The organism is Kribbella sp. NBC_01484 (assembly GCF_036227145.1).
GTDB lineage: Bacteria > Actinomycetota > Actinomycetes > Propionibacteriales > Kribbellaceae > Kribbella.
On sequence record NZ_CP109437.1, the window covers coordinates 4,109,892 to 4,134,263 of the forward strand.

The window sequence follows — 24,372 nt, forward strand, 5'->3', positions numbered from 1 at the left end:
CTTGCTGCTCGACGAGCCATGGACGAGGGTCGGTGGGGTGAGATCTCCGCTCCGGCGGGGCGACCGAGTGAGGCGCGGCCGCCCCGTTCTCACGGTCGGGGACAATGAGCAGGTGAAACTCGAACGCAAGCACGCACTGATCCTGCTCGGCATCGCGGTCTGGAACGTGGTCACCTACCTGCGTTTCATCAAGGCGCTGGCCGACACCGAAGGCCGTCCGACCGGGTACTACGTCGCCCACACGATCCTGATCATCGTCAACCTGCTGATCGCTGCCCTGCTCGGCACCTGGGGTGTCCGGGCCTACAAGGCGTCCCGGGTCAACGCTTCACAAAACTCGACGGTGTGACCCCGAGCATCTTCCGGAAGTGCCGGTTCAGATGGGACTGGTCGTAGAAGCCGGCCAGCGCGGCGACCTCGGCGGCCGGAAAGCCGTCGAGCAGGTACCGTCGCGCCAGGTCCACCCGCCGCCCGGTCAGGTACCGGTGCGGCGGCATCCCGAACTCCCGGCTGAACGCCCGGACCAGATGGGCCGGATGCGCGTGCACCAACTTGGCCGCGTCATCCAGTGTGATCCCGGCCGGCACGTTGGCATCCAGTACGTCGCGCAGCCGCGAGGCGACCGTGGGATCGCTCCGATCAGGCGGATCGAGCACGTTCCGGCGGAGGTGCTGGGTGAGGCGTTCCTCGATCAGCGTCAGCCGGCTCTGCGCCTCCAGGTCCTCCTTGCCGTCGAGCAGCACGCCGTGCAACTGGTGAAGCCGGTGCCTGAGCAGCGGATCGACGTACTCGGGCTGGTCGACGGCCGCGCCGATCAGACCGTCGCCGAGCCGATCGGGCTCCAGGTAGAGCACCCGTTTGCGGAACCCCTCCGGCCGGACCGACCGGCCGTCGTGCGGCACATGCGGCGGCAGCAGTGAGACCTGTGCCTGGGCCAGGCCGTGCTCGCGGTGGTCCAGGTCGTAGCGGACGACGCCCTCGTCGACGATCAGCACGGTCCACGCGTCGTGGGTGTGACTCGGGTACGCATGCGACCGGAAATGCGCGTGCAGGACCTCGACGACCCCACTCAGCCCGGGCCGCCACGCCCGGACCTCAGCGCCGCCGCTCATACCTAAGAACATACGCTTGCGTCCCGTGAAGGTTTACCTGAGCGCGGACATGGAAGGCATCACCGGACTCGTCGACGCGGAGGACGTCCAGCCGCCCGGCCGGGACTACGAACGCGGCCGCGTGCTGATGACCGAGGACGTGAACGCCGCCGTCCGGGGCGCGTACGACGCGGGCGCGACGGCCGTCCTGGTGAACGACGCCCACGGCCCGATGCGCAACATCCTCCCGGACCTGCTCGACCCGCGCGCCACGCTGATCAAGGGCCGGCCGAAGCCGATGGGCATGATCGAGGGCCTGACCGGCGAGTACGACGCCGTCCTCTGTGTCGGCTTCCACGCCCGCGCCGGCGTCCTCGGCGTCCTCAGCCACAGCTTCATGGGCCACGAGATCGAGGACATCTGGCTGGACGACGACCCCACCGGCGAGATCGGCCTCTTCCACGCCGCCTCGTCCGCGTACGGCGTACCGGTCGCGCTCCTCACCGGCGACGACACCGCCTGCGCCGAGATGAAGGCGTGGGACCCGGCGGTCGCCACCGTCCCGGTCAAGTTCGCCAGGGATCGCTTCGCCGCCCAACTGGTTCCCGTCGCCGAGGCCCGCGCCGCGATCGAAGCCTCCACCACCGAAGCCCTCCGCAATCTCCCCGGCATCACCACCGACTTGGCCACGACCCGTCACCTGGCGGTCCGCTGGCAATCGGCCTCCGTCGCCTCCCACCTGACCGCCATCCCCGGCGTCACCCGCCGCGACGACCGCACGGTCGCCGTCGAGGGCGACATGCTCCACCTCTACCGGCTCTTCAACCTCTTCCTCCGCGTGGCGACCGCCGTCACCTCGAACCCGCCGTACTGCTGAACTGGTCAAGAACGTACAAGCCGACCGGTGGGGTGCCGGGCCAGTCTGGTGTCATGACTGACGAAGCTGAGCCGATCCGGTTCGACACGAAGATCGCTGTGCTACTGCGTGACGACCTGGCGGTGTGGCAGCGCCTCAACGTCGCCGCGTTCCTGGTGAGCGGTATCGCCGGGACTCGTCCCGAGGTGGTCGGGGAGCCGTACGAGGACGCCGACGGGACCCGGTATCTGCCGATGTTCCGGCAGCCGGTGATGGTGTTCGAGGGCAGCAAGGAGTTCATGGCGACGGCGCATCAGCGGGCACTCCAGCGGGAGATCGAACACTCGGTGTTCACCCAGGACTTGTTTGCTACCGGCAACGACCGCGACAATCGCGCCGCCGTGAAGGCAGTGTCCACGGGTGAGCTCGACCTGGTCGGGATCGCCGTCTACGGACCGAAGAACGCCGTCGACAAGGTCCTCAAGGGCGCCACCAAACACCCTTGAGCTAGCGGGGTACGACGTACTCCCAGGTGGTGCCGCCGTCCGTGCTGAGGGCGAGGCGGGTGGTGTGACGCTTGGAGACCTCGGGGCCGTAGAGCAGGTGGGCGTCGCCGGACAGGTGGGCGAGCACGCCGGGGGATCCGCGGTCGGGGCGGCCCTGCCCGTCGCTGATCCGGTACAGGTGCGGTGTCGGGTCGCCGGAGCGGCCGCCGAGCACCAGGGCGGTGCCGTCGTTCAAGACGACGGGGCCTGCGTTCAGGCTCCACGGAGTGTTCCGCACCGTCGTCCAGCGGGCGCCCCGATCGGTCGAGATCCGCATCGTCGAGACCGTCTCGGACAGACTGCCGATGGTGACCGCGGTCGCCACGAGGGTCTTGCCGTCCGGGCTGACCGCGAGCCGTCCGCCCTGGTTCGTCGCGTCCAGCGGCGCCGAGCCCCAGGTCGCGCCGCCGTCGTCGGTCCAGACGATGTCCGTCCGGCCGATCCCGGTCAGCGCCCAGCACCGTCCGCCGGTGTCGCAGGCCGGCGACCTCGTCGCCGAGGTCTCCAGCATCCGGACGGTCGAGTCCTCGAGGTTCACCACGACGATCCGGCCCGGCACGATCTGGTCGGTGAGGATCTCGCCGCTGCGGAAGGTCCGGGTGGGCAGGACGTACTGCAGTCTCGACGTCACCGGGCCGTCGTACGTCAACCGGAACAGCAAGGTCGCGTCCCCGGTCAGGGTGCCCTCCGCGGGCGGGGCGACCGCGATCGCCTCGTCCCCGGTCCGCAGCGTCGCGTACGGCACCGGCCATTCCGGCGCGGTCGCCTTCGCGCCGTCCCGGTCGATCACCGCCGAGTACCGGCACTGCGGACCCGTCGCGCACTCGGCCCAGCCGGCCGCCCACCGGTTCCGCGTCACCATCGCGACCGAGCGTAGCTGTGCGGTCCCCGCGGTCACCACGGAGTTCCCGTCCTTGAGGGCGGCCGCGGGCAGGATCGCGATCGGTGGATCACTGGGCCCGCTCCGGCCGGTGATCCAGACGACGGCCGCGAGAACGACGGACATCGTGGCCGCCACGACGCCGACGATGAGCAACGGCGGCCAGCGCCGAGGTACGCCGAGACGCTCCAACCGCTCGATCAAGCGAGGGTAGGAGCGGTCGAAGTACGCGCGCAGACGCAGCAATGTCACCCCCGGGGTAGCGATCAGCCTCTGACCCTTCGACGTCACGGGGCCAGAGGCTGGTTGCGCAGTGAAGTCTACGTCCCGTCAGACGCGTCGGAAAATGAGCGCTCGCTTCACTTCCTGGATGGCCTTGGTGACCTCGATGCCGCGGGGGCAGGCGTCGGTGCAGTTGAAGGTGGTCCGGCAGCGCCAGACGCCTTCCTTGTCGTTCAGGATCTCCAGCCGCTGCTCGGTACCCTCGTCACGGCTGTCGAAGATGAACCGGTGCGCGCCGACGATCGCCTGCGGGCCGAAGTACTGGCCGTCGGACCAGAACACCGGGCAGGACGTCGTACAAGCGGCGCACAGGATGCACTTGGTGGTGTCGTCGAAGCGGTCCCGGTCGGCCTGCGACTGGATCCGCTCCCGGGTCGGCTCGTGGCCGCTGGTGACCAGGAACGGCATCACCGCGCGGTACGCGTCGAAGAACGGCTCCATGTCGACGACCAGGTCCTTGAGCACCGGCAGGCCCTTGATCGGCTCGACGGTGATCTCCTTGTCGGGGTTCAGGTCCTTGATCAGCGTCTTGCAGGCCAGCCGGTTGCGGCCGTTGATCCGCATCGCGTCCGAGCCGCAGACACCGTGCCCGCAGGACCGCCGGAAGGTGAGCGTGCCGTCCTGCTCCCACTTGATCTTGTGCAGCGCGTCCAGCACCCGGTCGGTCGGCTGCAGGGTGACGGCGTACGTCTTCCACTCGGCCTCGTCGACGACCTCGGGGTTGTAACGCAGGATCTTGACCTTGACGTCCATCAGTACTTCCGCTCCATCGGCTTGTAACGGGTCTGGACGACCGGTTTGTAGTCGAGCCGGATGTTCTCGTTGCCCTCGCCATCGATCTCGCGGTACGCCATCGTGTGCCGCATGAAGTTCACGTCGTCGCGGGTCGCGTAATCCTCCCGGAAGTGACCGCCGCGGGACTCCTTGCGGGCCAGCGCGGACACGACCAGCACCTCGGCCAGGTCGAGCAGGAAGCCGAGCTCGACCGCCTCCAGCAGGTCGGTGTTGAACCGCTTGCCCTTGTCCTGGACGCCGACCTGGGTGAACCGCAGCTTGAGCGCCTCGATGTCGACCAGCGCCTGCTTCAGCGAGCCCTCGGTCCGGTACACCTGCGCGTTCAGGTCCATCGTCGCCTGCAGGTCGCCCCGGATCGCCGCGATCCGCTCGCCCCCGGTGGAGTTGCGCAGTCCCTCGACCAGGTCGACGACGTACGCCGACGGGTCATCCGGCAGCTCCTCGAAGACCGCGGTCTCGGCGTACTCGGCGGCCGCGATCCCGGCCCGCCGGCCGAACACGTTGATGTCGAGCAGCGAGTTCGTGCCCAGGCGGTTCGCGCCGTGCACGGACACGCAGGCGACCTCACCCGCGGCGTACAGGCCGGGGATCACGGTGTCGTTGTCGGCCAGCGCCTCGCCCTTGATGTTGGTCGGGATGCCGCCCATCGCGTAGTGCGCGGTCGGGAACACCGGGATCTGCTCGGTGTACGGCTCCACGCCCAGGTAGGTCCGAGCGAACTCCGTGATGTCCGGCAGCTTGGCGTCGATGTGCGCCGGCTCCAGGTGGGTCAGGTCGAGCATCACGTACGCGCCGTCCGGACCGCAGCCGCGGCCCTCACGGACCTCGTTCGCCATCGCGCGGGCGACCATGTCCCGCGGCGCCAGATCCTTCACGGTCGGGGCGTACCGCTCCATGAACCGCTCGTTGTCCTTGTTCCGCAGGATGCCGCCCTCACCACGCGCGGCCTCGGACAGCAGTACGCCGAGACCCGCCAGGCCGGTCGGGTGGAACTGGAAGAACTCCATGTCCTCCAGCGGCAGGCCCTTGCGCCAGACGATGCCCATCCCGTCGCCGGTCAGTGTGTGCGCGTTGGACGTGGTCCGGAACACCTTGCCGAACCCGCCGGACGCGAAGATGACCGACTTGGCCGAGAACACGTGCAGCTCGCCGGTGGCCAGCTCGTAGGCGACCACGCCGCTCGCCTTGCCGTCGGTCATCAGCAGGTCGAGGACGTAGTACTCGTTGAAGAACTCGACGTTCTGCTTGATGCACTGCTGGTACAGCGTCTGTAGGATCATGTGGCCGGTGCGGTCCGCCGCGAAGCAGGAACGCCGTACGACGGCCTCGCCGTGGTTGCGGGTGTGGCCGCCGAAGAACCGCTGGTCGATCTTGCCCTCGGCGGTCCGGTTGAACGGCAGGCCCATCTTCTCCAGGTCGAGGACCGCGTCGACGGCCTCGCGGCACATCACCTCGGCCGCGTCCTGGTCGACCAGGAAGTCACCACCCTTGACCGTGTCGAAGGTGTGCCACTCCCAGTTGTCCTCCTCGACGTTGGCCAGCGCGGCGCACATGCCGCCCTGGGCCGCGCCGGTGTGCGAGCGGGTCGGGTAGAGCTTGGTGAGGACGGCGGTGCGGGTGCGCTTGCTGGACTCGAGAGCCGCGCGCATCCCGGCACCACCTGCGCCGACGATGATCACGTCGTACTGATGTTGCTGCATGCCAGTCCTTCCAGAAATTGCAGCCTTACTTACAGACCGACAGCGTGCTGTTCGGGTCGAGGCAGGGGTCGAAGGTGAAGATGACCAGGGTGCCGAGGACGACGATCACGAGCGCCGCGGTGATCAGCAGGGCCTTGAGCCAGAACCGGGTCTGGTCCTTCTCGGCGTAGTCGTTGATGATCGTGCGCAGCCCGTTGCTGCCGTGCAGCATCGCCAGCCACAGCATCAGCAGATCCCAGACCTGCCAGAGCGGGTTGGCCCACTTGCCGGCCACGAAGCCGAAGTCCAGCGCGGTGATCCCGCCGCCGAGCATCAGGTTCACGAACAGGTGGCCGAGCACCAGGATGACGAGGGCGAGCCCGGACAGCCGCATGAACAGCCAGCTGTACAGCTCGAAGTTGGTCTGGCCGGACCGGTTCCGACCGCCGCCCTTCAGCGAGCGCGAGCGGGAGCTGGATCGGGGCGCCGCGATCCCTGAGGTGCCAAGAGGTTCAGCCATCTCAGCCTCCGAACACGTGGGTCAGATGCCGGATGACGAACGGCACGAACAGCACCACCCAGATCACCCCGACGCCGATCATCAGCTGCCGCTGGTAGCGCGGGCCCTTGGCCCAGAAGTCCACCAGGATCAGCCGGATGCCGTTGAACGCGTGGAACAGGACCGCCGCCACCAGCCCGACCTCGAGGAGGCCGACGATCGGGTTCTTGTAGGTGCCGATGACCTCGTTGTAGGCCTCCGGGGAGACCCGGACCAGCGCGGTGTCCAGCACGTGCACCAGCAGGAAGAAGAAGATCCCCACGCCGGTGATCCGGTGCGCGACCCATGACCACATGCCCTCCCGGCCGCGATACAGCGTGCCGGCTGGTTTGCTGGGCACCAGATCCTCCTTGTCGAGAACGCCAGATCGTCTCGATGCTAGACCCGCTGCGTGAGGTGAAATGTCCTGACAGATGTGACATCGATCGCGATCCGTGTGAGATCGGTCGCGTCGGTGTCCGACGAAGGGGAGAACACGGTGAGTTTCTGGATCTGTGCGACCTGCGCGGTCGAGCACTCCGAGCAGGTCGAGGTCTGCGCGATCTGCGCCGACGAGCGGCAGTGGGTGCCGGCCGACGGCCAGCACTGGACCACGCTCGAGGACCTGGCCGCGGCCGGCACCGAGGTCACCATCGAGGAGGTCGAGCCGGACCTGTACGGCGTCCGCTCGAAGCCGCCGGTCGGAATCGGTCAGCAGTCGATGCTGCTGCGGACCGCCGAGGGCAACCTGCTCTGGGACCCGATCGGGTACGTCGACGACGACGCCGTACGCCGGGTCCGCGAGCTGGGCGACGTGGTCGCGATCATCGCCAGCCACCCGCACATGTACGGCGTTCAGGTCGAGTGGAGTCACCGGCTCGGCGACGTGCCGGTCTACGTGTCCGAGGCGGATGCCGAGTGGGTGGCCCGGCAGGACCCGGTGATCCGGACCTGGTCGGGCAAGCTGACCCCGCTGCCCGGCGTGACCGTGATCCAGCCGGGCGGGCACTTCCCGGGCAGCGCGGTGGTGCACTGGGCGAACGGTGCCGAGGGCAAAGGTGTGATCCTGTCCGGCGACACCATCTTCGCCAACCCGGACCGCACCTCGGTCAGCTTCATGCGCAGCTACCCGAACCGCATCCCACTGTCCGGCGCGGTCGTCGACCGAGTCGCCCGCTCCCTCGACCCCTTCGCCTACGACCGCCTCTACAACAACTTCGGCTCGGTGATCCCGGTCGACGCCAAGGCAGTCGTACGCCGCTCAGCCGACCGCCACGCCGCCTGGGTCCGAGGCGACTACGACCACCTGACCTGATCGGTGCACAAGGACAGGACGTATACGCCCACTGCGCCGGCAGGCACGCTCAGGATGCGCTGCCGAAGGGCCTGAGTGGGCGTATACATCCTGTCGAGCTGCACCTCAGGTGCGGCCGACCGCGAGGCCGTCGATCTGGACGAGTTTGCCGGTTGAGACCGTCCTGAAGGTCAGCGTGCCGCTGAAGAGTGTGCTCTGCACCGGCAGCCCGAGCACGACCTGGTAGTGCGTCGTCGGATAGGCGAGGTTCACGGTGGTCAGGTACTTGTTGCCCGCATATACAGCGACCGATCCACAGCTCGGGCAGCGGGTCGCGATCAGGAAGAACCGCTTGCCCTGCACCGTCCGCGTCAGCGCCTTCCCGGACGCGGTGGTCTGCGTATCGGTCCCGAAGTAGAACTTTGAGGACGCACCCCGCGCCCACCCGGTCGTTGCCATCGTCATGGACCGATCGTCGAGCGGCCGGGAGAAACACCGCTCGGCACTCCAGTCGCCCACATTCCCGAGCTTGTCCTTCGCCCGCACCGAAGCGCAGTACTCGTAACCGGCCGCCACCGCGAGATCCATCGAGGTGGCGGTCGTGTTCGTCCACGGCTGGATGTAGGCGCTGTACGGCCCGGCAAACGACGCCCGCCGGTATCGTACGTCGTACGACGCGACCCCACTGGCATCCGTAGCCGCCACGGTGAGCTTCGCCGTAGCCGCCACCGACGACTGATAAGCCGGCCCAGTCATCCGAGCGACCGGCCCGGTCGCGTCCGCGGTGAGGATGCGGAACGCCCTGGTCACCCGGCCGTCGGGCTCCTTGGCGGCGATGATCAGCAGGTTGTCGCCCGACTGCAGGTCCGTTGCTGTGAAGGGCGAGGTGCACGGGCCCAAGTTCCGCAGCGGGAGGCCGCAGCTGAACGTCGTCCCCGGCATCAGCGCCGACGAGTCGAAGGTGACGGAGGTCTGCGGACCCACCACCGCCGGCGTCTGCCCGATCGTCAGCCCGAGCTGCTGCCAGGCGAGGTCGAGGCGCAGGCCCTCGACATACTCGTTCTGCAGTTTGTACGGATCGATGTCCAGTCTGTCGCTGTTGAGCTGGAACATCTGCCCACTCCCGGTCAGTGCCAGCAGAGTGCCCCCGTACGGGTTCCAGCTGATCGAGCGGACCGTGGCGTCCAGCGGCAGACTCGACAACACCTTGCTGGAGTAGAAGTCGACGAACTTGATGGTGCGATCGGAGCCGAACGCGACCAGCTTTCCGTCGGGCGACACTCGCACCGGCGAGCCGTCCGCTGCTGCCGTCGGTGCCGGCAGCGTCGCCACTCGCGTGCCGCCTGGTGCCGCCTGGATCCGGGCGAACCGGTCGTCACCGTCGAACCGGCGATCGGTCACGACCAGTGTCCGCGCGTCCGGCATCCAGCTCGGGCTGGTGACGTCACATGCGACCTTCTCCGGCGTGCCGCCCGTGGCAGCGATCGTGTACACACACGGCAGGTCGTTCTCGGGGGACTGGAAGGCGATCCGGGTTCCGTCCGGCGACCAGGAGAGGTGGGTGATCGCCGCCGGCGTCGTCCACACCTTGACCGCCGTACCGGATCCGCTCGGGTCGAAGCGCTGGGTCCACAGCTCCTTGTCGCCGTTGGTCGTCACATAGGCGAGCGAACGGCCGTCCGGTGCGGCGGCGACGGATTCCTTCGGTGTGACCGAGTTGCTGTTCGCGAAAGGCACGATGTAGCCCCCGAGGGTCGCCGCCATCAGGTCACTCGGCCGGCCGTCGGTCAGAGCGATCTGGTCCGTCGCGCGCCCAGGTGCCTTGGGTGGCCCGGCCGGGCCTTCACCCACCTCGTTGACGATCGAGAGCGCGTAGGTGGTGCCCGGCTTCGGAGCGGATTCGCTGAGGCTCATCCACTCCTTGGGGAACTGGTCGGGGGCGATCCACTGCGTGGTCTCCGTGCCGTTCAGGTACCGGTGCAGGAAGTAGCCGCGGACCGGGGTGCCGCCGGCGATCTTCCACGTCTGCCAGCTCAGCGAGACGCCGGTGTAGGTGGGAACGACGTTGAAGGCGTCCGGCGCCTTGGGCAGCGAGATCGAGGTGCCGGTCATCAGGACGTTGTGCGCCTGGGTGGAGTTGGATGTGACGATCACCAGCCGGTCCGAGAAGTCACCTCTGCCGTAGTCCCCGAGCGCCTCGAACTTCAGCGTCAGGGTGCACGACGCGCCGGGCGCCAGGGACATCCAGCAGTCCCGGTCGGCGATCTTCCACACGTCGTTGCCGCTGAGGTAGATCTGGCCGAACTGGAGCGGTTCGTTGCCGGTGTTCTTCAGTGTGAGCGGAATGCTCTTGGTGCTGCCGATCATCACCCGGCCGGCGTCGAGCTTCTCCGGCGCGATGGACAGCAGGCTGTAACCGAGGGTGCTCTTGAAGCGGATCTCGAGGACCGCAGTACTCTCGGCGCCCGGGCATGAGGCACCCAGGGAGGATGCGAACGTCTCGAGTTGCAGGTCAGGGGTGTAGCTCAGCTCCTTGACCCGGAACACGCCCGTGGTCGTGCAGGTGCGCGCGCCCTGGGTCAGCTCGATCGGCACCTCGTAGTACCCGGGCCCGGCCAGGAAAGCCGGCATCTTCAGCTTGAGTGATCCGGCGGTCAACGTCCGGGTGCCGTCGGCGGGCGCGGAGGCGGTGACGGGACCGGCAGTCTCGTCCTGGAGCCAGGTGACGCCGTCGCTCCGGCGGCCGTCCAGGGCTAGTACGTCGGTGTCGCCGACGGATGGGGTTTCGGTGGCTCGGGTGGCGGTGACGGCGGCGCTCGTGGCCGGATCGGGGGTGGTGGCGACTACGCGGTAGTCGGCGGTGGCGCCCGCGGCCAGGGACTCGTCGATCCAGGTGGTTGTCGACGAACCCAGCGTGCCGCTGATGTCTTGCCAGTCGGTGGTGGATTGTTTGCGTTCGACGCGGTAGGCGGAGGCGTCGACCGGGTCCCAGGTGACGCCGATGCCGGTGCTGGTCGGGAAGACCTGCGCGGTCGGAGTGATGACGGTCTCGTCGCCGAAAGCGGCGTGGGCGATGAAGGGGATGGTGATGGCCGCGAGAGCGGCGGCCAGGGCGGTGCGGAAGAGGGCAGGGCGGGACAGGGCGGGCATGCGGGCGCGGCGCATCAAATCTCCTGGCAGGGGATTCCGGCGCGCCCCGAGACACACCGACGAGAAAGGAAAGAGATATCGCGATTGCGGTCTTCACCGCAACCCGGCTGCAGCTTTGTGCAATCAGGCCGCGAGGCGGCCCTCGGCGAGGCGGGTGTGGAGGGCGAGCATGTGGTGGATGCAGGAGTTCCAGTCGTAGCGCTCGGCGCGGTGGCGGGCGGCGGCTCTGCGGCCTGGGAGCTGCGCGAGGGCGAGTACGGCGTTGGCCAGGGCGGCCGGGTTGGCCGGGGCCCAGCGGCCGCAGGTCTCGTCGACGAGTTCGCGCGCGCCGCCCGTGTTCGCGGTGACGACCGGGGTGCCCGCGGCGAGGGCTTCCAGTACGGCCAGTCCGAACGTCTCGCCCGGGCACACCGACAGGGCGATGTCGGCCTCGGCCAGGTGCGTGGCCAGCGTCCGGCGGCCGTCGACGTACCCGTGGAACGTGACCGGCGCGGAGCCGGCGATCTCGAGGAGCTCGTCGAGATGAGGGCCGGTGCCGTAGACGTCCATGCGCAGGTTGACGCCGCGGCGGTACAGCTCGGCGGCGGTGGCGACCGCGAGGTGCGGGCTTTTCTCACGGGACAGCCGGCCGGCGTGCACCAGCTTGAGTACGCCGTCGTCGACCGGCTCGGCGAGTGACGGGTGGAAGGTGTCGAGGTCGACGCCGAGCGGGATCCGGACCAGCGGAGTGGTCACCTCGTCGAACTCGGCCGCCGCGTAACGCGAGGTCACCACGACCGCGTCGTACGTGCGGCTGAGAAGTTTGTAGAGCGCGCCGACGCCGGCCGCCACTCCGAGCTGGCGGCCGGTGCGGAGGGAGAGCATCGCGTCCAGGCGCTCGTGGCTGAACAGGATCGAGCCGATGTCGTTCTTGCGGGCCCAGCGGGCCACCGGCAGGAGTGTCGACTTGTCCGAGATCTCCACGGTGGTCGGCCGGAAGCGTTCGAGGGTCTCGATCACCTTCCAGGGGTCGGTGATCAGGCGGTAACCGCCGCCGACCTTCGGGGCCTTCATTCGGACCACGGTGCCGAACTCGGTCTCGATCACGACGTCCCGTTCGCCCGGGGTGATCACGATCCGCTCGGCGCCGGCTTCGACGTACCCCTGACCGACGTGCTCGATCGCGGTGCGCATCCCTCCCGACGTGGGGCCGACGAAGTTGGCCAGCTGGGCGATCCGCAGCCCGGTCATGCGACCCGCCGGACGGCTGCGGCCTCGCGCAGGACCTCGGCGTAGTGCCGGTCGACCAGATCGTCGACCACCGCCGGCCAGGTCCGGGACTGCACGCGTTCCAGGCCGCTCGCCGCCATCCGGCCGCGGGCCGTCGGGTAGTCGAGCAGGGTTTTGACCGCCTGCCGCAGCGATCCGGGCCGACCCGGCTCGAACAGCAGGCCGTTCTCGCCGGGTTTGATCAGGTCGAGCGGGCCGCCCGCGGCCGGGCCGACGGTCGCGACACCGGACGCCTGCGCCTCCTGGATCGTCTGGCAGAACGTCTCGTGTTCGCCCGTGTGCACGAAGACGTCCAGCCCGGCGAAGATCGCGGCCAGGTCGGCGCCCCGGCGCATTCCCAGGAAGGTTGCGTCAGGCAAGGAGTTCTCCAGGGAGGCGCGATCCGGGCCGTCGCCGACGATGACGATCCGGCAGCCCAGGCCGGTCAGCTCGGCGAGCCGGCGGACCTTCTTCTCCGCGGCCAGCCGGCCGACGTACCCGACGATCGGCTTGCCGTCAGGGGAGATCTCCCGGCGCCAGTTCTCGTTGCGGTGCTCGGGATCGAAGAGGTCCAGGTTCACGCCACGGCCCCACAGGTGGACCCGGGGTACGCCGCCCTGGACCAGCGCGTCGACCGACGCGGTGGACGGTGCGAGTGTGCGGTCGGCCCGCGAGTGAGTACGCCGTACCCAGCGCCAGATCCCGCGATCCGCGGCAGCGAACCAGGGGTACTGGCGGGCGAAGCCGGCGATGTCGGTCTGGAAGATCGCGACCGTCGGCAGCCCGAGCTTGCGCGCACTGCGCAGCCCGTACGCGCCGATGATGAACGGCGACGCGAGGTGGACGAGGTCCGGCCTGAACTCGGCCATCGCCCGCTCGATCGAGGGATCGGGCAGACCGACCGGGAACTCCTTGTAGCCCGGGGTCCGGAAGCTGCGGGCCCGGATCACGGGCACGCCCGCGTAGCTGCCGGGTCCGGGGCCGGGGGCAATGATCAGCAGTTCGTGCCCGCGGGCACGCAGCCGATCGGCGACGTGGCGAGCCGTGTTCGCCACGCCGTTGATCTGCGGCAGGAAGGTCTCAGCCACCATCACGATGCGCACACCTCGGAGGTTCCCCAGCGCGCATGAACCCTCGGCGACACCTTCGTGACACCGCGTCGATTCCCTGTCGACGCGTGCAGGGCCGCCGGGTGACGGGCACGTGACCACGAGGCGGTACTTGGTGAGTGCCCCGTGAACAGCGCGGTCAGCGGGTGAGCGTCGTGGTGACGGTGGCCTCCGGGTACCAGTTCTCGAAGTCCTTGTAGCGGGCGGTGAACGTGGTGGTTCCGCGCGGGAGGGCATACGTAGCGGTGAAGGTGCCGGCAGTCGTCAGCTCGGGGTTGCCGATGAGACGGGCGGTCGAGCCCGCCGGAGTGGCGTAGAGCTGCATGAACTGCTGGTTGGTGGAGCTTCCGGGGCGCGAGTACGGCGACGTCCACGTGACGGTGACGTACGCCGTGGACTTGTCCTTGCCGGAGCCGGTGCGCGCAGCGACGTGGATGTCGGTCGCCGGCGCTTTCGGCGGGTGTCCCGGGCCGAAGGAGTGGAGGAGCTGAACATTCTGGTACGTGTCGTCGTACGTCACCGCCCAGGCCCGGGTGCCGGTGGAGTTGAGCAGCAGAGTGCCCTTCCAGAGTTCGTCGTCGGCGCGGAAGTCGACGGCGTACGTCGGGGTCGTGGTGCCCTTGGCATAGAACAGCACGTCGGCGTCGTTGGAGGCGGTGCTCGAGCGGCCGGCGGCGACCGTCGAGCTGTCGCCGGACCAGGCAGCGTCGGCCGGGTAGACGCCACTCGGGTACACGGTCGCGTCGGAGAGGTCGGGGAGCTTGTAGGAGTGGTGCTCGTAGGGGTTTCCGACGGTCTCGACGACCTCGGTGCCGTCGGGGCTGATGGCGTAGTCGATCAGGTTCGAGCCGGTGTCCGCGCGCCTGCTGACGATGGTCGGCGTCGCGCCCGAGACGTCGATGACGTACGTCGTGACCGGTGAGTACCCGGTGTCGCCGGCGACCAGCAGTCCGTTGGCCGCGCCGGCGATGATCGGGTGGTAGTTGGGGCCGTCGGTGTAGACCGTCGCAGCGGTGCCCGGCGCGGACCAGATCAGCAGGCCGGACGTGCCGAGGCCGCAGTCCAGGAAGGCGGCGACGATCTTGTCCCCGGCGGGTTCGGCGCTGTAGACGCAGGCCCCCTTGGGAGCGTCGTACGTTGCCGATGGCACCAATGTGTCGGCGTCCAGAGCGGTCACGCGGTCGTAGTCCTGAGTCACCAGGAGCTGCTGGTGGTCGTTGCTGAGAACCACGTCGGAGGCGCCGGTCACCGCAGTCAGCTTCGTCTGCAGCACGCCGTCCAGGTCGGTGATCACGAGCGGGAGAGTGCTGCCGGCGCCCTGCGCGAAGTACAGCCGGCCGCGCGCTTCGTCGAGTTCCATCGCGCGGAGGTCCTGCACCGGCAGTTGGGTGCCGACGCTCTTCACCAGCGGCGGCTCGTCGGCCGAACTCGGCCTGGCGAGCACAATGCCGACCGATGCCAGGGTGATCAGAGCCAGGCCCCCGAGGGCGAGTCCACGCGCGCGCATCAAGAAAACTCCGGGTTGGTAGGCGGAAACCTCTTCCCCCGAAGCCGCCACAGCTTAGAAGGAATCCCACCACGCCGCAAAAACGTTTCCGGTTGTGCTGGAGCACACATCGGTCGCGTGCGCTGGTGCATACCAGTGGAGGTGTGGTTCGGCCTACGGTGGGAGGATGAGTCATCGGAGTGAGTCGGGGTTCGAGATCGCGCCGGTGTACGGACCCGAGGCGCTGGACGGGTTCGCGCCGGACCAGAAGCTGGGCGAGCCGGGGAAGTTCCCGTACACCCGCGGGGTGTACCCGACGATGTACACCCAGCGGCCCTGGACCATGCGCCAGTACGCCGGCTTCGGGACGGCGGCGGAGTCGAACCAGCGGTACCACCAGCTGATCGACCACGGAACCATGGGCCTGTCGGTCGCGTTCGACCTGCCGACCCAGATGGGGTACGACTCCGACGCGACGATCGCGCACGGTGAGGTCGGCAAGGTCGGGGTGGCGATCGACTCTATCGACGACATGCGGGTGCTGTTCGACAAGATCCCGCTGGACCAGGTGTCCACCTCGATGACGATCAACGCGCCGGGCTCGGTGCTGTTGCTGCTGTACCAACTGGTCGCCGAGGAGCAGGGGGTGGCCGGTGACAAGCTCACCGGCACGATCCAGAACGACGTACTGAAGGAATACATTGCCCGCGGCACCTACATCTATCCGCCGAAGGAGTCGCTGCGGCTGATCAGCGACATCTTCGCCTACTGCCAGACGGAACTGCCGCGCTGGAACACGATCTCGATCTCCGGCTACCACATGGCCGAGGCCGGGGCGACGCCCGCGCAGGAGATCGCGTTCACGCTCGCCGACGGGATCGAGTACGTCCGGGCCGCGGTCGCGTCCGGGCTGGACGTGGACGAGTTCGCGCCGCGGTTGTCGTTCTTCTTCGTCGCCCGGACCACGCTGCTCGAGGAGGTGGCGAAGTTCCGCGCCGCGCGGCGGATCTGGGCGCGGGTGATGCGGGATTCCTTCGGTGCCAAGAACCCCAAGTCACTGATGCTGCGGTTCCACACCCAGACCGCCGGCGTGCAGCTGACCGCGCAGCAGCCCGAGATCAATCTCGTCCGCGTCGCGATCCAAGGGCTGGCCGCCGTACTCGGGGGCACGCAGTCCCTGCACACGAACTCGTACGACGAGGCGATCGCGCTGCCGACCGAGAAGGCGGCCCGGCTCGCACTGCGCACCCAGCAGGTGCTCGCGTACGAGACCGATATCACCGCGACCGTCGACCCCTTCGCCGGTTCGTACGTCGTCGAGTCGCTGACCGACGAGGTCGAGGCGGCCGCGGTCGAGCTGATGGACCAGGTCGAGGAGTACGGCGGTGCCGTCGCCGCGATCGAGAAGGGCTTCCAGAAGCAGGAGATCGAGCGGTCCGCGTACCGCATCGCCCAGGAGATCGACTCGGCCGAGCGGGTCGTCGTCGGCATGAACAAGTTCCGGATCGCCGAGGAGGAGCCGTACGAACCGCTCCGCGTCGACCCCGCCATCGAGGCCCAGCAGGTCGACCGCCTCGCCGCTCTCCGCGCCGACCGCGACCAGTCCGCCGTCGACGAAGCCCTGGCCGCCCTGAAGAAGACCGCCCAAGGCGCCGACAACTGCCTCTACCCCATGAAACAAGCCCTCAAAGCCCGAGCCACCGTAGGCGAAGTCTGCAACACCCTCCGAGACGTCTGGGGCAGCTACGTCCCCGCCGACACCTTCTAGTCAGACAGTCGCAAGATCCAGGTGGATGTCCGCCTCGGCGGCCAGCGCGGTGAGGTCGCCGGGATGGGACGTGAGGACGAGGTCGCCGTCACGTGCCAGGAGGATCACTGCTGCGTCGATCACGTCTCGTCCACCGGTGAGCTTCAGGAGTACGCCGGCTCTTCGGCCGAGGCCGTCGTCCAACGGCTCGACCTGGACGCCGTCGAGTAGTTGGACTATCGGTGCCTGTCGGCCGGAACCTCCACGCCAGACCTGTCCGACGACACCGCCGTGCGTCACCGGCGTACGCCCGGCCAGCAGTTCGGCTTTGAGGAGAGCCATGACGGTCCGGTCGCGACGTTCAACGGCCGCGAACGCGCCCGCGTCGAGGATCAGGGTCATGCGGCGCCGTGCGAATGCTTGCCTCGGACAACGGTCGCCCCGGCTCGCGTCGAGCGGACAGCCTCCGCCAGCTCTGCCGGCTCGATCTCCCCGTGCTCGGTTTCGTAGGCGGCCAGGAATCGGTCCAGCCCTCGAAGCCTCTGCTCGTGATCCATCTGGCGGTGCAAAGCCTCGTTCACCCAGGCGCTCACACTGCCAACCCGCCCCGAAGACACAGCAACCCGGGCGGCCTCCACGACCTCTTGGTCAACCGTCACCGAGAGCTTGTTCTTCTCTGTCACACCATCATCCTACTCTTGTCCCACCAACATCCACCACGGCTGATCGTGTCGTCAGCCTGCCCGAGCAGATGCGCGCGGGCAACCGCGCTGAGCTCGTCCTGTGGACAAGTCAATCCAGCAGGGCGGCCGAGGTGAGGATTGTCGTGCCGAGCGAGATGACTTCTTCGGAGGGGTCGAAGCCGGGGGTGTGGAGGTCGGCGGCCGTTTCCTGGGCGGGTCGGCGGACGCCTAGGCGGGCCATCGCGCCGGGGGTGTCTTCCAGGTACCAGGCGAAGTCCTCGCCGCCGAGGGACTGGTCGGTGGGGGCGATCGCGCCGGCGCCGAGGGTCTGGTGGACGGCGTTGTGGAGTACGTCGATCGCGGTCGGGTCGTTCATCACCGGGGGGACGCCGTGGGTGACCTCGGTGTCGACCTCGACGCCGTACGGCGCGACCAGCTGGGAAGCCAGCGACGGGATGAGCTCGGCCGCGAGGCGCCAGGCGTTGACGTCGAGGCAGCGGAGGGTGCCTTCGGCCTCGCCGCGGGCGGGGATCGCGTTGGCGGCGGAGCCCGAGGTGATGCGGCCCCAGACGAGGGACATGCCGGCGCGGGGGTCGACACGCCGGGAGAGGGCGGCCGGAAGTTCGGTGACCAGGGTCGCGAGCGCGTAGACGAGATCGCCGGTCAGATGTGGGCGGGACGTATGACCCCCAGGCCCGGTCAGCCGGACCAGGATCCGGTCCGCGGCCGCGGTCAGGGCGCCGACACGCAGGCCGATCTGTCCGACCTGCAGGCGCGGATCGCAGTGCAGGCCATAAATACGGCGGACCCCGTCGAGTCCGCCGGCCGCGATGACGCCGAGTGCTCCGCCCGGCATCACTTCCTCGGCCGGCTGGAAGAGCAGTCGCACCCGCCGGTCCAGCTGCTCGTCGCGCGCCATCCCCGCCAGCACCAGGCCCGCGCCCAGCAGAGCAGAGGTGTGTACGTCGTGACCGCACGCGTGCGCGACTCCGTCGATCGTCGACCGCCACGGAGCCTCCACCGCGTCCGGCACCGGCAGCGCGTCGATGTCGGCCCGCAGTGCGACACAGCTGTCGCCGGAGCCGATGTCGCAGATGAGTCCGGTCCCGGTCGGTAGCACCCGCGGCGACAGCCCCGCCTCGATCAGCCTCCGCTCGAGGATCTCCGTCGTACGCACCTCGCGCCAGCCGAGCTCCGGGTGCGCGTGCAGATCACGCCGTACCTCGACCATCTCCTCGCGCACGGCCTCGACGCGGGCGAGGACGTCGGCGACCAGCAGCTGATGACTCATCCCGCGATTGTGACATCCACGGACGACGTACTCCGGGAGGTGTCCACGCCGGTCACCGATCGTGACGACCACGGACCGTGAACGCAAGCACGGAACGTGCGCACCGTGACGTACGCTCAGCAGGCGGTGACCAGACCGGAGGAGTTGTCGAAATGTGACGGAAGTGCCGGTCACTTTCCGGTATCGAGGCCCTCTTGACGTTCAAAGAAGGTCGGACCGCACCCTATAGTCTGCGGATGCGGCACGTGGGGGAAGGCGTGCCGGGAACAACTCTGGTTGACGAAGGAGACATCCGGTGAAGAAGTACGTGCGGGGTACGGCGATCGTGGGCGTACTGACGCTCGCCGTCGCCGCGTGTGGCAGCAAGCCGACCGAGAGCAGCTCTGGCGGCAGCAGCGCCAACAAGGACTTCAAGGCCTGCATGGTCTCCGACTCGGGTGGCTTCGACGACAAGTCGTTCAACCAGACCTCGTACAAGGGTCTGCAGGACGCCGTCAAGGAGCGCGGCCTGACCGAGGTCAAGGCCGAGTCGAAGTCCGACAACGACTACACGACGAACATGACCGCGATGGTCAACGCCAAGTGCAACGTCATCGTCGCCGTCGGCTTCAAGCTCGAGGACGCCACCGAGGCGGCCGCCAAGGCGAATCCGGACATCAAGTTCGCGATCGTCGACTCGGCACCGAAGGCACCGATCGCGAACCTGAAGCCGCTGCTGTTCAACACCGCGCAGTCCAGCTTCCAGGCCGGCTACCTGGCCGCCGCGATGACGAAGTCCGGCAAGGTCGGCACGTTCGGCGGTCTGAACATCCCGACCGTGACGATCTTCATGGACGGCTTCGCCGAGGGTGTGCGCTACTACAACCAGCAGAAGGGCAAGAACGTCCAGGTGCTGGGCTGGGACGACGCCAAGCAGAAGGGCCTGTTCACCGGCGACTTCGAGGACAAGGCCAAGGGCCAGAACAACGCGCAGAACCTGATCACCCAGGGCGCCGACGTTCTCTTCCCGGTGGCCGGCCCGTCCGGTCTGGGCGGTCTGCAGGCGGCCAAGGCCAGCAACGGCAAGGTGAACGCGATCTGGGTCGACACCGACGGCTGCGTGAGCGCGGAAGAGTACTGCCCGGTGCTGATGAGCAGCGTCGAGAAGGGCATGGACGTCGCGGTCAAGGACGCGGTGCTCTCGGTCGTCGACAACAAGTTCGACAACACCCAGTTCACCGGAACGCTGCAGAACGGCGGTACGGCGATCGCGCCGTTCCACGACTTCGACAGCAAGGTCCCGGCGGACGTGAAGTCCGAACTGGACCAGATCAAGGCCGACATCATCAGCGGCAAGATCATGATTCAGTCGAAGGTACAGCCCAAGGCGTCCTGAACCACGGCGCATTCGCGTAGTACGGTGCGAGCCAGGAAGGCAGCAGACCCACGGTCGCCTTCCTGGCTCGCGGTTCGAAGAGCCTGGCTCGCGGTGTGAAGAGCCTGGCTCGCCGTCTGAAGGGGAGGCTGCCCGCATGCACCTGGAGCTGTCCGGCCTGACCAAGAGCTTCGGCTCGCTGGTCGCCAACGACCACATCGATCTCGTCATCGAACCGGGCGAGATCCATTGTCTGCTCGGTGAGAACGGTGCCGGCAAGAGCACGCTGATGAACATGCTCTACGGGCTGCTGCAGCCCGACTCGGGCGAGATCGTGATCGACGGCGAGAAGGTCCGGATCACCTCGCCGAGCGATGCGATCAAGCAGGGGATCGGCATGGTGCACCAGCACTTCATGCTGGTCCCGGTGTTCACCGTCGCCGAGAACATCATGCTCGGCCGGGAGAACACCCACGCCGGCGGCGTCCTGGACCGGAAGAAGGCGCACGCGCTCGTCACCGAGCTGTCCGACCGGTACGGGTTCGAGGTCGACCCCGAGGCGCTGGTCGAGGACATCCCGGTCGGCGTGCAGCAGCGGGTGGAGATCATCAAGGCGCTCGCCAACGAAGCCAGCGTGCTGATCCTGGACGAGCCGACCGCGGTGCTCACCCCGGCCGAGATCGACGAGCTGATCGGCGTGATGCGCCAGCTCAAGGAGAACGGCACCTCGATCGTCTTCATCACCCACAAGCTCAAAGAGGTGAAGGCGATCGCGGACAAGATCACCGTGATCCGCCGCGGCAAGGTGGTCGGCCAGGCCGAGCCGTCCGAGACCGAGGAGCAACTCGCCGAGCTGATGGTCGGCCGGGCGGTCGATCTGGTGGTCGACAAGGCGCCGGCCCAGCCGCAGGACGTCGTCCTGCGGGTCGAGGGCCTGACCGTGATCGACGAGCGGGGCTTCACCGCGGTCGACGACGTCAGCCTCGAGGTGCGCGCCGGCGAGATCCTCGCCGTGGCCGGTGTCCAGGGCAACGGTCAGACCGAGCTCGCCGAGGCGCTGCTGGGGCTGACCGAGATCGCGACCGGCAAGATCTCGCTGGACGGCGTGGATCTGACCGGGCGGACGACCAGACAGCGGCTGGACGCCGGGATCGGATACGTCCCGGAGGACCGCGCGCACGACGGCTTCGTCGGCTCGTTCACGGTCGCCGAGAACCTGGTCCTCGATCTGTTCCGCAAGGCGCCGTTCGGCAACGGGCTGGCCCTGCGGACCGACGAGATCGCCAGCAACGCGCAGGCCCGGGTGGAGGAGTTCGACATCCGCACCCAGGGCATCGAACTGCCGGTCTCGTCGCTGTCCGGCGGCAACCAGCAGAAGGTGGTGCTGGCCCGCGAGCTGTCCCGGCCGCTGAAGCTGCTGGTCGCGTCGCAGCCGACCCGAGGGGTGGACGTGGGCTCGATCGAGTTCCTGCACGCCCGGATCGTGAAGGAACGCGACAACGGGACCGCCGTGCTGATCGTGTCCACCGAGCTGGACGAGATCGCCTCGCTCACCGACCGGGTCGCGGTGATGTACCGCGGCAAGGTGGTCGGCGTCGTACCGGCCGACACCCCGCGCGACGAGCTCGGTCTGATGATGGCCGGCGCCTCCAGATCCGAGGCGCACGACGTCGCGATCGAGAACCCGACCACGTTGGGAACCATCTAGATGAGTACTGACACCACCACCGAGCCGGCCCCGGCGCCGGCACCCTCCACGAAGGAGCGGCTCTCCGGCCTGCCCAACTGGGCGGTCCAGGCGCTGGTCTCGCTGAGCGCGATCGTGCTGGCGCTGATCGTCGGCGCCGTGCTGATCATCATCGGTGACGAGGGCGTGAAGGCGGCCGTCGGGTACTTCGGTGCCGCGCCGATGGACACGGTCACCGCGGCCGCGTCCGCGGTCGGCGAGGCCTACAAGGCCCTCGCCGTCGGCGCGCTGGGCGGGATCACCCCGATCAGCGAATCGTTGACCCAGGCAACACCTCTGATCTGCGGCGGCCTGGCGGTCTCGCTGGCGTTCCGCACCGGTCTGTTCAACATCGGTGCCCAGGGCCAGCTGATCATGGGCGCGATCCTCGCCGCATACGTCGGTTTCGCCTGGCATCTGCCGCCCGTCCTGCACCTCATCGTGGCGATCATCGCCGGTCTGCTCGGCGGCGCGCTCTGGGGCGGTGTCGTCGGCCTGCTGAAGGCCCGGACCGGGGCGCACGAGGTGATCGTGACGATCATGCTCAACTATGTCGCGATCTACCTGCTCGCCTGGCTGCTCACCACCACGGCCTTCCGGCGGCCGGGTCGGACCGACCCGATCTCGCCGATCGTCGACCACAACGCGCAGTACCCGCAGTTCGGCGATACCCGGTTGCACGGCGGCTTCATCCTCTCGGTGCTCGCCGCGATCTTCGTCTGGTGGTTGCTCAACCGGTCCACCATCGGCTTCGAACTGCGGGCCGTGGGCTCGAACCCGGACGCCTCCCGGACCGCGGGGATGTCGGTGGGCCGCGCGTACATCGTCGCGATGGTCGTGGCCGGCGCACTGGCCGGTCTGGCCGGCACCCAGCAGGTGCTGGGCACCGACCTGCCGCTGACCGACGGCGTCGCGGCGTCGATCGGGTTCGATGCGATCACGGTCGCGCTGCTCGGTCGCGGTACGCCGGTCGGCACCGTGCTGGCGGGTCTGCTCTTCGGTGCGCTGAACGCGGGCGGTCTGCAGATGCAGCTGATCACCCAGACCCCGCTCACCCTGACCACGGTGCTGCAGGCCGTGATCGTATTGTTCGTCGCAGCTCCGGCGCTGGTGCGCTCGATCTTCCGGTTCCTGCCGAAGGAACGCGGAACAGGCCCCGTCCTCGCGAAAGGCTGGAACGGATGAGCGAGACCACACCCGACGCGGTACCCGCGGCGCCGGCCAAGCCTCAGGTCATCGAGGCGCCGGCCGAACGAACCCGGCGGTTGCGCGTCGGGGGCCTGATGGTGGTGTTCGCGCTGATCGGGCTCGGCCTGGCGATCTTCACCAAGGGCGGCAAGGCGACGTTCCAGCTGACCTCCGGCGACCTGCAGCACAACCTGCTCGGCATTCCCGCGCAGTTCGCCGCACTGGTGCTCGGCATCCTCGGTGTGATCGCCGCAGGCGCGTACCTCCTGCGCCGCGTCCCGCAGTCGTACTCCGGCTACCTGGCCACCCTGCTCGGGATCTGCTTCATCGGCTCGTTCCTGTGCTGGGCCGCCGCGGGCAAGACGTTCCCGCTGGCCAACCAGTTCCAGGGCACGCTGAACTTCGCGACCCCGTTGATCCTCGGTGCGCTCAGCGGTGTGCTGTGTGAGCGGTCCGGTGTCATCAACATCGCCATCGAGGGCCAGTTCCTGGTCGGCGCATTCACGGCCGCGGTGGTCTCGAGTACGACGAACAGCGCCGCGCTGGCGTTGATCGCGGCGGCCGTGACCGGCGTGGTGATGGCGTGGCTGCTCGCGGTGTTCTCGATCAAGTACCTGGTCAACCAGGTCGTGCTCGGCGTCGTCCTGGTGGTGTTCGCGACCGGTATCACCGGCTATCTGTTCGACCAGTTCTTGCAGTCGAACGCAGAGAAGCTGAACACACCGACCGTGCTGTCCGCGATCAAGATCCCCGGTCTGGGCGACATCCCGTTCATCGGGCCGATCCTGTTCAACCAGACGATCCTGGTCTACCTGACCTACCTCGCGGTCGCGGTGGTCACCTTCGTGCTGTTCCAGACCCGGTGGGGCCTGCGGGTCCGCGCGGTCGGCGAGCACCCGAAGGCCGCCGACACGGTCGGCATCAAGGTCAAGCGCGTCCGGTACTCCGCGGTCCTCTGGGGCGGCGTGCTGGCCGGGCTCGGCGGTGCGTTCTTCACGGTCGGGTACGCCGGTTCGTTCAGCAAGGAGATGACCGCGGGCAACGGGTTCATCGCGCTGGCCGCTCTGATCATGGGCCGCTGGCACCCGATCGGCGCGATGGTCGCGGCGCTGTTCTTCGGCTTCGCGACCCAGTTGCAGTCCCAGCTCCAGATCATCCAGACCCCGATCCCGGGCGAGCTCCTGCTGATGGCGCCGTACCTCGCGACGATCATCGCGGTCGCCGGACTGGTCGGCCGCGTCCGAGCCCCGAAGGCGGATGGTGAGCCCTACGTCACCGAGTAACTCACAGCCGTCCGCCGTCCGCACTCGTCTGGTGGGTCAGCCCACCAGCGGGTGGGTTGGCCAATCGGAATCCGGTGGGTCAACCCACCATCTCGTGGGCTGACCCACGAGAGTGGTGACAGGGTGGGGACGGCACGGGGTCGTGGG

The 24,372-nt window shown here is 68.3% G+C and carries 22 protein-coding genes; 9 read left to right on the top strand and 13 right to left on the bottom strand.

The window, feature by feature from the left end:
* Positions 1 to 112: 112 nt before the first annotated feature.
* Positions 113 to 349, top strand: a complete 237-nt coding sequence (locus tag OG555_RS20165; protein ID WP_329484457.1) for an SCO4848 family membrane protein — start codon at positions 113 to 115, stop codon at positions 347 to 349.
* Here OG555_RS20165 and OG555_RS20170 read toward each other — a convergent pair.
* A complete protein-coding gene (locus OG555_RS20170) occupies positions 321 to 1,112 on the bottom strand; it encodes a helix-turn-helix transcriptional regulator (protein WP_329484458.1) in 792 nt (263 codons plus the stop codon). The genes OG555_RS20165 and OG555_RS20170 overlap by 29 nt on opposite strands.
* A 25-nt stretch (positions 1,113 to 1,137) precedes the next feature.
* Between OG555_RS20170 and OG555_RS20175 the strand changes: the two genes are divergently transcribed.
* A complete protein-coding gene (locus OG555_RS20175; RefSeq protein ID WP_329484459.1) occupies positions 1,138 to 1,968 on the top strand; it encodes a M55 family metallopeptidase in 831 nt (276 codons plus the stop codon).
* 53 nt (positions 1,969 to 2,021) lie between these two features.
* Entirely contained in the window at positions 2,022 to 2,453 is a 432-nt protein-coding gene (locus OG555_RS20180; RefSeq protein ID WP_329484460.1) for a DUF2000 domain-containing protein, read from the top strand.
* 1 nt (position 2,454) lies between these two features.
* Here the strand turns inward: OG555_RS20180 and OG555_RS20185 are convergent, their stop codons facing one another.
* The 5 genes from OG555_RS20185 to sdhC are packed head-to-tail and all read right to left on the bottom strand — an operon-like array spanning position 2,455 to position 7,027.
* Complete coding sequence (locus OG555_RS20185; RefSeq protein ID WP_329484461.1) at positions 2,455 to 3,663, bottom strand: sialidase family protein; 1,209 nt, start codon at positions 3,661 to 3,663, stop codon at positions 2,455 to 2,457.
* A 39-nt stretch (positions 3,664 to 3,702) separates the two neighbouring features.
* Positions 3,703 to 4,407, bottom strand: coding sequence for a succinate dehydrogenase iron-sulfur subunit (locus OG555_RS20190; RefSeq protein WP_328523854.1), 705 nt, complete (start codon positions 4,405 to 4,407; stop codon positions 3,703 to 3,705).
* Positions 4,407 to 6,149, bottom strand: coding sequence for a succinate dehydrogenase flavoprotein subunit (sdhA, locus tag OG555_RS20195; protein WP_329484462.1), 1,743 nt, complete (start codon positions 6,147 to 6,149; stop codon positions 4,407 to 4,409). Before sdhA ends, OG555_RS20190 begins: the two co-directional genes overlap by 1 nt.
* A 25-nt stretch (positions 6,150 to 6,174) precedes the next feature.
* On the bottom strand, positions 6,175 to 6,648 hold the full coding sequence (locus OG555_RS20200) for a succinate dehydrogenase hydrophobic membrane anchor subunit (RefSeq protein WP_329484463.1): 474 nt from the start codon (positions 6,646 to 6,648) through the stop codon (positions 6,175 to 6,177).
* 1 nt (position 6,649) lies between these two features.
* Entirely contained in the window at positions 6,650 to 7,027 is a 378-nt protein-coding gene (sdhC, locus tag OG555_RS20205; RefSeq protein ID WP_442914510.1) for a succinate dehydrogenase, cytochrome b556 subunit, read from the bottom strand.
* 138 nt (positions 7,028 to 7,165) lie between these two features.
* Here sdhC and OG555_RS20210 point away from each other — a divergent pair, with 138 nt between their 5' ends.
* A complete protein-coding gene (locus OG555_RS20210) occupies positions 7,166 to 7,981 on the top strand; it encodes an MBL fold metallo-hydrolase (protein ID WP_329484464.1) in 816 nt (271 codons plus the stop codon).
* Positions 7,982 to 8,086: 105 nt separating this feature from the next.
* On the opposite strand, the gene OG555_RS20215 is transcribed toward OG555_RS20210, so the two are convergent.
* The 4 genes from OG555_RS20215 to OG555_RS20230 all read right to left on the bottom strand — a co-directional run bounded on the left by OG555_RS20215 (position 8,087) and on the right by OG555_RS20230 (position 14,974).
* Entirely contained in the window at positions 8,087 to 11,125 is a 3,039-nt protein-coding gene (locus tag OG555_RS20215; protein WP_329484465.1) for a TolB family protein, read from the bottom strand.
* A gap of 108 nt (positions 11,126 to 11,233) precedes the next feature.
* Positions 11,234 to 12,340, bottom strand: a complete 1,107-nt coding sequence (locus tag OG555_RS20220) for a glycosyltransferase (protein WP_329484466.1) — start codon at positions 12,338 to 12,340, stop codon at positions 11,234 to 11,236.
* Complete coding sequence (locus tag OG555_RS20225) at positions 12,337 to 13,449, bottom strand: glycosyltransferase family 4 protein (RefSeq protein WP_329484467.1); 1,113 nt, start codon at positions 13,447 to 13,449, stop codon at positions 12,337 to 12,339. Before OG555_RS20225 ends, OG555_RS20220 begins: the two co-directional genes overlap by 4 nt.
* A 157-nt stretch (positions 13,450 to 13,606) precedes the next feature.
* The gene (locus OG555_RS20230; protein ID WP_329484468.1) at positions 13,607 to 14,974 is read right to left on the bottom strand and encodes a hypothetical protein; all 1,368 of its coding nucleotides are present in this window, start codon (positions 14,972 to 14,974) and stop codon (positions 13,607 to 13,609) included.
* 166 nt (positions 14,975 to 15,140) lie between these two features.
* Here OG555_RS20230 and OG555_RS20235 point away from each other — a divergent pair, with 166 nt between their 5' ends.
* Positions 15,141 to 16,721: an acyl-CoA mutase large subunit family protein gene (locus OG555_RS20235; RefSeq protein WP_329484469.1), complete on the top strand. Its 1,581-nt coding sequence runs from the start codon at positions 15,141 to 15,143 to the stop codon at positions 16,719 to 16,721.
* On the opposite strand, the gene OG555_RS20240 is transcribed toward OG555_RS20235, so the two are convergent.
* The 3 genes from OG555_RS20240 to OG555_RS20250 all read right to left on the bottom strand — a co-directional run bounded on the left by OG555_RS20240 (position 16,722) and on the right by OG555_RS20250 (position 18,674).
* Complete coding sequence (locus OG555_RS20240; protein WP_329484470.1) at positions 16,722 to 17,102, bottom strand: hypothetical protein; 381 nt, start codon at positions 17,100 to 17,102, stop codon at positions 16,722 to 16,724.
* Positions 17,099 to 17,383, bottom strand: coding sequence for a hypothetical protein (locus tag OG555_RS20245; RefSeq protein WP_329484471.1), 285 nt, complete (start codon positions 17,381 to 17,383; stop codon positions 17,099 to 17,101). Before OG555_RS20245 ends, OG555_RS20240 begins: the two co-directional genes overlap by 4 nt.
* A gap of 109 nt (positions 17,384 to 17,492) precedes the next feature.
* Positions 17,493 to 18,674: an amidohydrolase gene (locus OG555_RS20250; protein WP_329484472.1), complete on the bottom strand. Its 1,182-nt coding sequence runs from the start codon at positions 18,672 to 18,674 to the stop codon at positions 17,493 to 17,495.
* Between the two features lie 295 nt (positions 18,675 to 18,969).
* On the opposite strand from OG555_RS20250, the gene OG555_RS20255 reads away from it, so the two are divergent.
* The 4 genes from OG555_RS20255 to OG555_RS20270 all read left to right on the top strand — a co-directional run bounded on the left by OG555_RS20255 (position 18,970) and on the right by OG555_RS20270 (position 24,225).
* Complete coding sequence (locus OG555_RS20255; protein WP_328523843.1) at positions 18,970 to 20,049, top strand: BMP family lipoprotein; 1,080 nt, start codon at positions 18,970 to 18,972, stop codon at positions 20,047 to 20,049.
* A 136-nt stretch (positions 20,050 to 20,185) separates the two neighbouring features.
* A complete protein-coding gene (locus OG555_RS20260; protein WP_329484473.1) occupies positions 20,186 to 21,736 on the top strand; it encodes an ABC transporter ATP-binding protein in 1,551 nt (516 codons plus the stop codon).
* On the top strand, positions 21,737 to 22,939 hold the full coding sequence (locus OG555_RS20265; protein WP_329484474.1) for an ABC transporter permease: 1,203 nt from the start codon (positions 21,737 to 21,739) through the stop codon (positions 22,937 to 22,939).
* Positions 22,936 to 24,225 (top strand): ABC transporter permease, encoded by a 1,290-nt coding sequence (locus OG555_RS20270; RefSeq protein WP_329484475.1) that lies wholly within the window; start codon positions 22,936 to 22,938, stop codon positions 24,223 to 24,225. Before OG555_RS20265 ends, OG555_RS20270 begins: the two co-directional genes overlap by 4 nt.
* Positions 24,226 to 24,372: the final 147 nt, after the last annotated feature.